The 11891-nt window shown below is 63.9% G+C and carries 13 protein-coding genes; 4 read left to right on the top strand and 9 right to left on the bottom strand.

Annotated features, from left to right (window positions below):
• The first annotated feature begins 103 nt into the window (after positions 1-103).
• Together ACFULQ_RS21295 and ACFULQ_RS21290 are read left to right on the top strand one after the other, a co-directional pair.
• Complete coding sequence (locus tag ACFULQ_RS21295; protein WP_383546210.1) at positions 104-844, top strand: GntR family transcriptional regulator; 741 nt, start codon at positions 104-106, stop codon at positions 842-844.
• Positions 845-1577: 733 nt separating this feature from the next.
• Positions 1578-2303: a hypothetical protein gene (locus tag ACFULQ_RS21290; protein WP_383546208.1), complete on the top strand. Its 726-nt coding sequence runs from the start codon at positions 1578-1580 to the stop codon at positions 2301-2303.
• A gap of 150 nt (positions 2304-2453) precedes the next feature.
• Here the strand turns inward: ACFULQ_RS21290 and ACFULQ_RS21285 are convergent, their stop codons facing one another.
• The 5 genes from ACFULQ_RS21285 to ACFULQ_RS21265 form a co-directional block, all read right to left on the bottom strand.
• On the bottom strand, positions 2454-3302 hold the full coding sequence (locus tag ACFULQ_RS21285; RefSeq protein WP_383546207.1) for a DUF6602 domain-containing protein: 849 nt from the start codon (positions 3300-3302) through the stop codon (positions 2454-2456).
• A gap of 199 nt (positions 3303-3501) precedes the next feature.
• Positions 3502-3909 carry a DUF6416 domain-containing protein gene (locus ACFULQ_RS21280; protein WP_383546205.1) on the bottom strand — a complete coding sequence of 136 codons (408 nt, stop codon included), beginning with the start codon at positions 3907-3909 and terminating at the stop codon, positions 3502-3504.
• 192 nt (positions 3910-4101) lie between these two features.
• A complete protein-coding gene (locus ACFULQ_RS21275) occupies positions 4102-4716 on the bottom strand; it encodes a hypothetical protein (RefSeq protein ID WP_383546203.1) in 615 nt (204 codons plus the stop codon).
• Between the two features lie 303 nt (positions 4717-5019).
• Positions 5020-5490 carry a hypothetical protein gene (locus ACFULQ_RS21270; protein WP_383546202.1) on the bottom strand — a complete coding sequence of 157 codons (471 nt, stop codon included), beginning with the start codon at positions 5488-5490 and terminating at the stop codon, positions 5020-5022.
• A gap of 855 nt (positions 5491-6345) precedes the next feature.
• The gene (locus ACFULQ_RS21265) at positions 6346-6597 is read right to left on the bottom strand and encodes a hypothetical protein (RefSeq protein ID WP_383546200.1); all 252 of its coding nucleotides are present in this window, start codon (positions 6595-6597) and stop codon (positions 6346-6348) included.
• 509 nt (positions 6598-7106) lie between these two features.
• Between ACFULQ_RS21265 and ACFULQ_RS21260 the strand changes: the two genes are divergently transcribed.
• On the top strand, positions 7107-8036 hold the full coding sequence (locus ACFULQ_RS21260) for a GntR family transcriptional regulator (protein WP_383546296.1): 930 nt from the start codon (positions 7107-7109) through the stop codon (positions 8034-8036).
• Between the two features lie 215 nt (positions 8037-8251).
• Here ACFULQ_RS21260 and ACFULQ_RS21255 read toward each other — a convergent pair whose 3' ends face one another.
• Positions 8252-9517 (bottom strand): TerD family protein, encoded by a 1266-nt coding sequence (locus tag ACFULQ_RS21255; protein ID WP_383546199.1) that lies wholly within the window; start codon positions 9515-9517, stop codon positions 8252-8254.
• Positions 9518-9783: 266 nt separating this feature from the next.
• Here ACFULQ_RS21255 and ACFULQ_RS21250 point away from each other — a divergent pair, with 266 nt between their 5' ends.
• The gene (locus ACFULQ_RS21250; protein WP_383546197.1) at positions 9784-10314 is read left to right on the top strand and encodes a hypothetical protein; all 531 of its coding nucleotides are present in this window, start codon (positions 9784-9786) and stop codon (positions 10312-10314) included.
• 258 nt (positions 10315-10572) lie between these two features.
• Here ACFULQ_RS21250 and ACFULQ_RS21245 read toward each other — a convergent pair whose 3' ends face one another.
• The 3 genes from ACFULQ_RS21245 to ACFULQ_RS21235 are packed head-to-tail and all read right to left on the bottom strand — an operon-like array spanning position 10573 to position 11768.
• Positions 10573-10893 (bottom strand): hypothetical protein, encoded by a 321-nt coding sequence (locus tag ACFULQ_RS21245; protein ID WP_383546195.1) that lies wholly within the window; start codon positions 10891-10893, stop codon positions 10573-10575.
• Positions 10894-10897: 4 nt separating this feature from the next.
• Positions 10898-11218, bottom strand: a complete 321-nt coding sequence (locus tag ACFULQ_RS21240) for a hypothetical protein (RefSeq protein WP_383546193.1) — start codon at positions 11216-11218, stop codon at positions 10898-10900.
• Positions 11208-11768 carry a bifunctional DNA primase/polymerase gene (locus tag ACFULQ_RS21235; protein ID WP_383546192.1) on the bottom strand — a complete coding sequence of 187 codons (561 nt, stop codon included), beginning with the start codon at positions 11766-11768 and terminating at the stop codon, positions 11208-11210. The genes ACFULQ_RS21240 and ACFULQ_RS21235 overlap by 11 nt, the downstream gene beginning before the upstream one ends.
• Positions 11769-11891 lie beyond the last annotated feature (123 nt).

Here is an 11891-nt window from a genome sequence, read left to right as displayed (position 1 = left end):
CGGGTTGTCAACCGACCTAACGATGCGAGAAGCTGTGCACGCCTGTAGACAAGCCGTCTACAGGCGTGCACAGCCGTAGAAGCCACGGCCACGGAGGGCCTGCATGCCGCCGAAGAACACGCAGCCGAAGTACCGGCAGATCGCCGACTACCTGCGCGATGGCATCCTGGACGGCACCTTCCCGGCTGGCCAACCGCTCCCGTCGGAGGAGGCGTTGGCGAAGCAGTTCGGCGTGACGCGTCCCACAGTCCGTCAGGGCCTGTCCGAGCTACGGGCATCCGGTCTCGTCGAGGCCATCATGGGCCGCGGCACCTTCGCTCGCTCCCCCCACAGCCGCCCCAGCCACACGCGCGCACGCGGCGTACGCCGCGCCCCAGACGGCCACTACATCGAGGCGGACGGCATCCGCTGGACCGACGCCGAGCCACCCGTAGCTACCCGCACCGACGCCCCGTTGGCCCTGGCGGACCTACTCCGCATCCCTCCGGGCGAGCCAATGTTCACGTATGACGCCCTACAGACGGCAGACCATGGCCGCCTCCGCCAACTCCACAGGACGTACGTGCCGTTCTCGGTACTGATCGACACCAAGTACGAGGAGGAGGCACCGCCGCCAGCACCGGAGCTCTACAGCGCACTCACCGACCTGGGCCACGAACTCCACTTCACGGAGTACATCCGCACCCGCATGCCCCTACCGGACCAGGCCCAGGCCCTCCGACTCGCAGACGGAGTGCCCCTCCTGCACGTCATCCGCGTGACGCTCGCGGAGGCGGACAAGCCGTTGGCTCTAGAGGAGTTCCACCTACCAGGCGACGAGTTGGAACTGTCGTTCAGGCTGTAGCAGAGGCCGATTTGGCTCAGACTTTCCTCACATGATCAAGGCTCGCTGCGCTCGCGGCCGCCCGTCCCACCGCGGATGCCAACCGCCCCGTACCCGGGGCCAGGCTTCTGGTGACGCGGGTACGCCCGCGGGGAACCGCCGCCGCGATCCGGCCTTGGAGGTAGAACCCTTCAGCGTCGCTAGGACCGCACAGCGCACGGACACGAAACACCCCATCAAGACCACCAGACCCGTAGCAGCCCAACACAGTCGGGATCGATCCCAGGGACCGAGGGCCGCACACACGGGGCGGCGCCGGCCGGCCGCCGCCCCGCTGCCTCCATGCCTCCGTCACCGGCTGCGGACCGCCGTCCGTCCGTCGCCACCCATAGCGGCCAAGAACCAAGCACCGCGCCATGGGGAACAGGGGATTGCCGCACAACAGGCCACAGACGCTTTGTCTTACCGAAGAGGCCGGATCGCGGCGGCGGTTCCCCGCGGGCTACCTCACTACCGTGGCCGAGGCCCCGTGGCTGGGGCGGTCGGCTCCGCGACTTTAGCCAGCCACTTTGGCGCGAGCCTCGAAGATCATGGCCCCCACGTCGTGCTTTAACGGGCAGGTCCACAGACTGCCCGACGCGCCGGAAGCTTACGGGGCCATGATCACTCGCGCCAAAGCAGCTCCCGGCCAAAGTCGCTCCGCCGACCTCGTTGCTATCCTCCAGAGTCACAGCATTACATGATCGGGGATCAGGTGGACAAGTTTTACGCCGCAGTCGCGGGTGGAATCGTCATGCTCCTTCTAACGCCAGCGATTCATCCGCTATCAAAACGGCTTGAGGCACTGTCGCGTCGAATCTACAAAATCAAGCCGGTGAGTATCCACGTTGAACGAGATCCATCCGTCATCTATGCCGGATTCCCTAGATGGGTCGGATCTTCAGTTTGGTTGCCAGAACTTCCGGACAGCGCCCCTGACGATCCTACCGATTGGCATTCATGGGCTCAAGGCTTGGGCGGAGCTGATGCATACCTGACAGTCCTTAAGATCACAATCACTTCACGCCAGATCGCAACAGTCGTGGTAAACCCTCCAAAAGTGCGGCGAGACTCGCTTCCAATCGGCACCCCACCGAAAGGTCTTGTCGCCACCAGTCCAGTCGGTGGGGCAGAGATGGACCCCCGGCGAATCCAGATCAACCTAGAAATGGGCACTGCAATCTGGGTCAATCCCGAGGGGGGACCGATCGAGGCACGAAGCGTAACCTTGTCGTCAGGAGATGTCGAGCAGTTCTATGTTTACGTGATGGCGGAGATCGGACGCTACAGTTGGCATCTCGAATTGCCCGTACTAATCGACGGACACCGCGAAATAATCCGAATCACTGACGGTGAGCGGCCTTTCATAACCTACGGCATGGACGGGTTTACTGAATATCTTTGGCATGATGATTCATGGAAGGCTCGCGACTCCCTGTAGAGCTGCCGTCGCGGGCCAGTGTGGCAGCAACCAACAGTGGACTACTTGTGGACTAGCGACCGTCCATAGGTCACCTTCGGAACTCTGGCCAGTACACACGCCTGGGAGCCAAGCGCCCTCCGGAGCCCGTGTGCCCGGGCTGCGGCAGGGTTACGGAGCTCCCATAGGATCCTCGTCGGAAGTCGCTGCGGGCGATGGCCAAGCTCGAACTACACGCCCCCACGTGTCATTGGGCATGTAATCCGTGATCTTCAGGGCCGACATCCAAGCCGTCACGAAGTGCATATTCAGGTGAGCAACAAGGGGCATCAGCATCTCCTGAGGTGTCGCTTCAAAAGCAACAACACCCGCCTTCGGTTCGGGAGAAACATCGACGTTGCCGTTATTCGGGCTGGACCAGTTAATGAAGCCCTTGTTCAGCACCCAGATACTGTCGACGCGCAAATGGGGAGGCTGAGTCTCGCAAACATCTCTCAGCACTTCAGCCAAGCTATCAATATTCGCTCCATCATAGGCGAATATAATGCCGACTGTTGGCACGTAATGCCACGACTTACCATAGACCCATCGCGTCTGGCCGATCTTGTCCCAGTGATAAGCAGTCTTCGGGAATGCCTTTAGTCGCGCTATTTTCTCGCAAGCCGAGCGCAGCTCTTCACGGTCCAAGAACGACTTGACTTCAATCACCCCGTAGAGGCATTCGACTGGGACGATTCGATAATCTTCCTCATCCCAAAACGGCGGCGTGCTGGGATCCATTATGAGAATGTCACACTGTCCGGACACTTCTCCGTTCGTAGCGATCACCTCGCCGCTGTGTTCTGCAATAACTGTGCGAGGTAGGTACTTCCGCAGAAAGGTACTCAAAAGTTGGGCTTCCCGGACGGTGCCCTTTGAACCTCGATGCTTAGCAATGCCACTCGCTTTGAAGTCGGCCAACATCCTGTCGGCAACTGACGCCAGGATTTTTGCGAGCGCGGAAGGCGAAGGATCTGACACGGCAACAGTGTGCCACCCAGACGGCGTCAGCTTCCCCGTACATGCGAAAAGCGCCCTCCCGGGCCGTCCTCGGGCCATGGAAGGGCGCTCAACGATGACCAACGCCGACAAGTGCCTACAGCTCAGCAGCAGGTCAGGATGCTGATCGTTTAGGCGGCTACAGGTCACGGCCGCCGGTGATCAGTTGTGGCTGTGCAGATCACGCGGCGTCGAGCTGAGCCGCCAGGAACACCGCTGCCACCGAGGGGCGAACTGCGTACGTTGCACCCGCGCTCCCCTCAGGAGCCTCCCACCAGTAGAATGGAAGCCGCCGCTCACTGTTGCTGTGTCCCTTGCTCATCCCGGACAACACTCCTGCCACGCGCCGCGCCGGATCACTCTCGCTCGGCCCGCCCAGGGCCTTATCCACCAACTCCGTGCAGTGGATTCTCCGGCCAGGATTGCGCAGCAGGTGCTGGAACACCCGCCGGGCCTGCGGCGCGAGTTCGGCCAAGAACGTCGCAGCGCGCTCCAAGTCCTCCGGACCCCACTCCGAGGATCCATAGTGCCCCGCTTCACCAGAGTGCTTAGCCCATCGTGGATCAGCCTCAGTTAGATACGCCGTCATGCCCGCCCCCAACAGTTCGTCTCTAGCGTGTGTGTCGATCGCACCGTACAGATCCGCCAGGACACGACGTGTCGAATCCGTGTCAAAGGTTCTACCGTCAAGCGGCTAAGTCGGGGAAAAGTCACAGGTCAAGAGGAGGTCGGGACGCAGCCACAAGGCGCCTTCTAAGCGTCTCCTCCGTCACTCAGGCCACTAGGCAGATCGCCGTGCCTCGGGCAGGTCGAGCGGTTCATGGTGATGCCACAGTAGGTGTCGGTCACCGCGGCGCAGCTCTGCGTCTCCCCATTCGAGGCGCATGACCCCGGCGCCCATGGCGCACGCGTAAGCCAGGAGGACCAGGCCGGCATCAGGGTCAAGCTGGCTCAAGTCCTTGTGGAACTCCTGTTCTTGCAGCTCCTCAAGCCCTAGATCCAACTCCCCTTGAAGGGGCTCCGGACCGTGGCGGCGAATCAAATCGGCTCGGAGACCGACCGCACGGCGAAGACGGGTCACCGTGACCGGCACGTCTCGCTTGGCGTAGCGGATGGGGTACAGCACCTGGCCAGCAACAACCATCACCGTGCGCGCCTGCAGACGTACTGCAGTAGCGCCTGGAAGGTCAGCGAGCCCGGCCGCCAACTCCTCGTACTGGGAAGCGTGAAGACCGTGACCGTACGCTTCCAGAGTCTGTGTTCCCACTCCCCGGTGGCCGTCCCGCGCCCGTTCGTGGGCCCTGACGATGCACTCTGGGATCAGTTTCGACAACGGCGCAGCCAATTCACCAAAGACGCCCTGCGACCATGACTCGCTTGTGCTGCGCTCCGCCATCCCCGTTCCCCCTCGCACTCGTGGCACTGTCAGAGGCAACTACGAATACTGACGGTGACCTGCAGTGGGGCTTGCCGCAAGGGCGCACAACGGGCGCTCAACAAGGTTGAGCCAGCAACATCAGGTCACGCACGCTTCCGTCGGCGATGCATCGACCCTGGTGAGGGCTACGACGGGAGGCTCCGAACTCTGGACTATTCGTGGACAGATTCCTGGCAACTTGACGCGATAGAGCCTCTGACCAGCGCGTTGCCCATGAGCTGAAGCGCCCTCAGGAGCCGTTGCGGTTTGGTGCTGCAGAGTTCAGCGCAGAGACCGCCGCTCGTCTACGTGGCGTGTCGGCACACCTAGGAACACGTCGGGCATCGCAGAGCCGTAGAGGACGTTGAACGTCTCCAGTCGATAGGACCAGGCCCCATCACAACGGCCGACGAACCGGTAGTTGATCTGCCATTGCAGCCATTGGTCACGAGCCAGACGAACGGCCGGCGGGCGCCGATTGCGTCGTGGCATGGCAAACATGCTCACCTCTGGTGGATCCACGCGCAGCAGTCCATCGACCTCGCGGAGGATCGTCCCGGGAGCCGACAGATCCTGCACCTCTGTGCTCGGCTCGAAGAAATCGGATTCCCGCATGGCGACCTCGTGAAGGCCAGCAGTCATGCCCGGAGGCAGCAAGAAGGCCGTTGGGGCGGCGTTTCTGCGAGCAGCCTCAGAGCCGCCGCGCGACTTCTTCGTCCACGACGTGCACACCCGCTGAACGACAACATCCATGACGCCATCATCGGGCGTGACGCCGCACTGCGGCCACAGAGTTACGTGTCGTGCCAGAACCGTGCCAGATTCTGCAGGGCATCACGGGGAACAGCGGCCACCCACCCAGAGTCAGCCTCAGGCCATGACGCCGCTCAACAGGAGGTCAGCGGGGACTGTCGACCCCGTAGAACCCAAGCTTCCCAAGCTGAGAGTCCGGCACCTACCCTTCGCTCATGGTCGACATCGAGCTTCCGCGGGGCTTGGTCGCATTGCAACTCAGCGTGTACGCAGCTCGGCTGAGGCTGGTTGAGCACGTTCGTACGAACGGGCCGGTACGTGACTGGAGCCCTGGCACCCATGCTGAGGGAGCTAATCTGCAAGACGCCTGTGAGGTGAGTCAGGCCGTGCTACAGAGGGCGGTCGACGAGAGCGGTCTGGAGCAGAAGCATGGCCGGCGCGCTCTTCGCCGAGCCCTCATGGCGGCAGCCGGACAGCAGATGCCGAGCCAGCCCGGTACGCCGAACCCCACGTGAGTGTCTAACTGCGTGACAACGCCCACGCACAACGGCGGACGAGCGCGAACGTCTGCGGACCATCAGCCCAGCTGAGGGGCCCACCAGCCCAAGGCCGCGCCCCCACCCAAGTTGCTTCGGGACGAAGAGGTCCTCACCCAAGATCTCACCGCCACGCTTCCGCCGGTGCGGCTTGCTCTGGTCGATGGCGTGGCAGCGTGGCTGAGGCCAGTGGGGGTGCAGCGAGGCAAGCGCGTGCGTGGTCGGTCGACACACCCGCCGTCGTGGCTGACTGTCGTCGGCTGAGGCTCAGACACTCCGGGGCCCAGCCCCGCTAAAGGACGTTCGGGGTAACGCAGGCTCAACGGCCGGAGCACTCACGAGGCTGGCCAATCAGCGAGCGCAGCACCGGCACCGAAGAGCCGGCCGCGGTCATCCCAGCAAGCACAGCGGCTGCGAGGGGGACATCCGTCAGTGCGGCGAGACCGCCGACAACCAGCCCGAGCACGAGCGCGGTGAGCAGAACGACGGTGGTGTGCAGGGACAGAAACGGTGGCTCCGCTTCAGAGCCACTCCGACCGGGTTGCGCCGGCGGCGGTGTCATCTGGGTCATGCCAGCAGCATCACCCCAAACATGCCGCTGACCTGCATTAATCGAACAAGCTGAGGTCTAGGCCGATCAGGACCGCCCACTACCGAACACATCGCCGTCGTGTTCCGGGTCGTTTCACTGTGTTCAGTGCCGTTCCGGTCAGGTGGGTCTACTCTGCTGCCCACGAGCACGCTCCGGGGGACGGCATGGCAGCCAATGGCGGGAACGATAGGGGCAGTTACGCGGCAACGCTGCAGGAGCTGGCTGCGGCGTTCACCGAGCTGAAGCGGGATCGTGGAGCCCCCTCGTACGACCGGATCCTCTTGCGCGGAAAGAAGGTGTGCGGCGAGCGGCATGCGATGTCGAAGGGCTCGGTGAGCGAGGTGTTCGCCGGACGGCGGGGCCCGGCCTCCCTGGACCGACTGCTGTGGCTGGTGCGCGTCCTGCTCTCCTATGACGACGGCGAAGAGGTGAAACCGCCCGACCGTCGTGACCCCGAACTCCAGGTTTGGAGGGACCGTTGGCACACCCTGGAACGTGCCAGAACCGCTGCCCGCCGGGCACCTTCGACGGATGACGCCGAAAGAGTGCTCGCGTCCGACCGGGACTCGGTTACGGCCACCTCCCTGGTGGAGAGCATTGAGCCCGACGACACATTCTTGCCTTCCGGAAGCCACCAACGCCGCAGCACCTTTGAGCTCCTGAACGATCTCCCCGCATCCGCCACGCTACCAGCGGAAGATGACAGCGCAGCCGCAGCCAGACGGGGGGCGCCGCCGCCACCAGTTACCTCACTCGCCACACCGTCGTCCCTGCGCCTTGCGGACGAGCCACTGCCGACGATGGTCGGGCTGCCACCGAGGCTCGCGCAGGCGTTCTCGGCGCCGGAAGTCCGCGTGGACGCGGCCTGCCTGACCGCGGAGACGCTGATGCTGGCGCTGGCTGAACCGCTGCGGCTGATCCACGAGGGCCGCATCCACCCCCGGTCGATCGACGTGCGGATCCTGCTGCCCTCCCGAGATATCAACCTGGCGTTCCCGATCTCTGTGACGAGCCCCAGGGACACATCTGTGAGGATCCTCGACGGCGATCCGGTCCACCAGCGCTGGCTCGAGCTGCGCAACGTCCAAGGGCAAGTCCTGCGTCACAATCTGCTGGCGCTTCGCTCGACGCACGGCATCGACGTCCGTGTGACCTTCCGCGCTCTGCCCTTCACCCCGTCCATGAAGCTGTACCTCCTCAACGGGACGGAGGCCCTGATGGCGTATTACATGATCACCAGGCGGGCGGAGGAGGTGGAGGGCCAAACCCTGGAGACATACGACACCCTCGGCGCCGCGTCCCTCCTCTTCTCCTACGAGCGTGGGGGAGGCATGCGGGACGCGGCTTTCGTCGATCAATCGCAGATGTGGTTCGACGCCCTCTGGGCAACCATCACGACGGACCTGACACTCTCCTAGCGACTTCTGATACGACGCAGATCCCCGATCCACCTAGTACGGACCTGGCCCGGAATCCCGGGTACTGAACCGCTGATATTGAAGCAGTTCCGCACAGTCGGCAGCTGATCAGGCGCCCAGCAAGCACAAAACCCCTCAGCTTTCCAAGTTGAGAGCTTCCGGAATGCGCCCGGCCGGCGGACTCTTGCCAGCATGATTCTGGGACGTGTTGACGACTATCTCGTTTTGAATTCGACCCTTCCCGTGCTCATGCGAAAGTTCCCGTTTGAGTAGAGGGTGGGGCGAGCCTCAACGTGGTTGCCGCTGTACTTCTCGACGTGTCGGATCTGGGCACCACCGGGAACAGTGAAGTCGATCAAGGCGATGGCGACCCAGTAGGACAAGTTGCGGTTGTTGAACAGCGGTACGGTCACCGTAGACCCCCGCCCGTCGGTGATCACGGCCCGAGCACCGTAGGACTTGAACGAACCTGTTCCGTTTTCCACCGCGCTATAGGCACAAAGAAGGACGTAGCCCTGCAGGTCGGGGCGACGGATGGTAATCGTCTCGCGACCCGGCACCCGGGAGTCGCCGTCCAGGGCGATGTACGGGGGCGCGACGGGCGATCCCAACTGTCGGTAGTAGATGACCTGCTCTGACTTGTTCGGACGCTTCCCTTGCAGGGTGACGAGACCCCCCGGAACATAGAGCGCGTACAGGTCGAGGTCAGCACCGGCCCGTCTTCGGGCTGCGCTTCCACCGTTCCATTCGAGCGTGGCCGTGACGACAAGGCTGGGGTCATCCTTGCGCATGTCGATGGTCGCCTGACCAGCCTTGGTGAGCGCAACTTTGCCCAGCGGGACAAGAGGGCGACTTGGCGGCCTCAGCGGAGCTGGTGCGGCGGGCACTGAAGTGTTCGGTGCTTTGGCGGGGTGTGGCGGCGCAGCGTAAGTGGGCCGATTTTGCGTAGCCGTCGCAGTAGTTGGAGACTGCGCCGCGGACGGCCCAGGGTCGTCTACCACGATACCGAAGTCCGATGCCAGCCCCGCCAGTCCAGTGTCCCATCCTTGGCCTACTGCCCTTACCTTCCAAGCGCCTGCTCGCCTGTAGAGCTCAACGAGTACGGCTACTGTCTCTCCGTGCGTAAGCGGCGGCGGCGCGAACGCGATCGGCGCGCTTCCACACTCGATTGCGGCATGGGGGGTATTGCTCGCGTCAAAGTGAGCGACCGGCAGTTCAGGGTCGATGCTGGCGACGATCGCAATACGGTCGACTGTCGCAGGAACTGCGGTCAGATCCGCAACGATCGTCTGGCCGTTCAGCACGACCCCATCCTGCGACGAGTGGTTGTAGAAGACCAGATCGTCATCACTCCGCACCTTTCCATCCTGCGCAAGCAAGACAGCAGATACGTCGATGCCCGTAGTTCGAGAAGTTAGGGTGACGCGGCAGACCGCTCCGGACACGACAGCGTTGCCGCCTTTGGCAAGGGTGGTGGTCATAGTTGTCCTCTCACGGTGGTGCGTACATCGTGGTACCCGCAAGCAGCCCATGTAGGACAAACAGTGATTTCCTCCGGTGAGGCACCTCCAAGACGATCACGATGCTGAGGTTGCAAGGTGCGCCAGCCGATCGGCCTTGACCGCAGGTGAACGTCCCCACCACAACAGTTGGAAAGCGTGCACGTCCGAAGACTGGAGGGACCCCGGGTAGGGTGCCGCCAACTGGCACCGCACGAAGCGGAGTCTGTCATAAGGGGGAGCGTGCGTTGCTGGTGGAGACCGAGAGGCAGCCGTGGCCGTTCGTGCCTCTTGTCGGCGTGGGGCCGCTGCGGTTCGGAATGACTCGCGACCAAGTCGTTGATCAAGTTGCGGTCACACTAGGCGCCAGCCCGAAGTTCGAAACGCCAGGCGACTGGATCACGTTCAGTGACCCGAACTCCTTCGCGCGGCCATTGACGACGTACTTTTCAGCAGCCGGAGGCCTTGCCTGTGTCGCTGTCGACGCACGCCATGGTCCGCAGATCACGTTGGGTCATCTGAGCTTGGTGGGGCAAGTCCCTTCCAAGCTGGAAGAGGAGTTCAGCGACCACATGAGTGCCCAAGGGCTGGACGAAGCCATCAGGTACTCGCAGTTCGGCGACCTCGGTACCGATGCTCTCGGAGTCGTTCCCCGCGCCCAGCGCGTTGGTGATGTCGTTCTGAGCCGACCTGTGTTCGTGGCTCGGGAGTGGGCGGACATGATTTGGGACGCTTGGGAGGGGACGATCCCGAGGGAGGAATGGCACGTTTACTGCTGAGCAGCCTCGGGTCTGGTGGCCGCGTGGAGCAGCTCCGCACAACAAGCGCACCAGATCGAGCGGGGAACAGCAGGGAATCGCGGTGAAGGCGGCCAGGCTCGCTGGGACCGCTCGGCAAGCGTTCGCCCAGGTCAGTCCACGAGCCACCCCCAAGTGATCGCAGCTTCCCAAGCTGATAGCCCTGCCGTTCGTCCGGGCTGCGGCGCTGGAGCGCCGGTCCCGGCCGAGCGGCAGGGCAACCGACCGCCGAGGAGCGGTTCAAGCCGCAGGCTCTTCCCGGGGAGGGAGCAGGGGCACGTTCGTCGTCGTGTCCGCCGATTCCGCGGCTAGTCCGGCCGCAACCAGACTCGCCAGCAGCTCGGCCGCCCCGGGACGAACCGCCCCGAGTTGCACCAAGCCGTCACCGAAGACGTTGACGTCGGCGATCAGACCCGGGAAGTCCGAGTCCAGTCCGAGCAACACAAGCTGATCGGCCAGAGCGCTGGCGCTTCGTCGCGCGCGGTTCCAGCCGCGTACGTAGGGCACGCCGGGCGACAGGTTCTCCGCTCGCTTGGCTACCACTCCGCGCCGGTCGGTCATGGCGTCAGGCCCTTCCCTTGTGTTCTTCGGTGGTGGTTGGCTCGTGATCGTCGTCGTTACGGTCTCGGCCGAAGCCGTTTGCAAGGGCCAGGCGCAAGAGCTCTGCGAGACGCTCGGCTGTGTCAGGGGACACTCGGCCCAGTTCGACGAGGCCGTGCCCGAAGGCATTCAAGTCCGCGCGCAGGTAGGGGAAGTCCTTCTCCAGGCCGGCGCGCACGAGGACATCCCGCAGTGCGGTAGTCGCGTTGCGGGCCGCGTACCAGCCGTCGCTGTCGAGAGGCGACCACGCGGCAGCGTCTCGACCGCCGGTCGGCTCATCCGGCATCCGTGTTCGTCTCCTCGGGCAGGGCAGCGACCGCCGCGTAGGGCGTCGGGTACTGCTCGTCGAAGCGGTCGATGCGCGCCAGGAGTTCCACGGAGGCGACCAACGCGGTTGCGAGAGCGACGGGGCGCAGCGGATTGGCCTCCGGCCGACGTGTGGGGGCGCGGAGCCACTGATAGCGGTCATCGGACAGTGGGATGGGGCCGGGGACGACAACGGCGCAGCCGCGGCCGAGGTACCGGTACGGAGGTGTCGATGACGTTTCGCGTTCCAGGTAGTGCGTGAAGGTCTCGCGGCTCGCCGAGCCGAGGAAGAACCCGACGCGCTGCGCCTTGCGGTCGACGACCGTCGGTCCGAACGGCATCCCACTTCGTAGGAGGCGGTCGAACATCTCCGTCCCGACGCGCTGTTCGACGCTCACCACGTCGAAGAAGCGCCCGGTCGACAGCAGGCACGGCATCCGAGGGTCGTCCGCCCAGACTTGCCGGCACTCCGCAGGGTTGTCCGCTGCTGCGGAGAGCCACTCCATGCCCCTCCTGGTCATCCTCTGCACTTCATCTCACCTCGGTCGGGTTCAGTTGCGGCCGCAATGCCGCGTTGCATCCAGACTCAGGGGCCAGGCCCTGGCCGGGGCAGATGACGAGAGGTGACGGGGGATGACGCGTCGCGTGTGGAC

Source organism: Streptomyces sp. NPDC057253 (genome assembly GCF_042669125.1).
GTDB lineage: Bacteria > Actinomycetota > Actinomycetes > Streptomycetales > Streptomycetaceae > Streptomyces.
The sequence above is the reverse complement of the archived record's forward strand: the minus strand, read 5'-3'. Positions and strand labels throughout refer to the sequence as shown.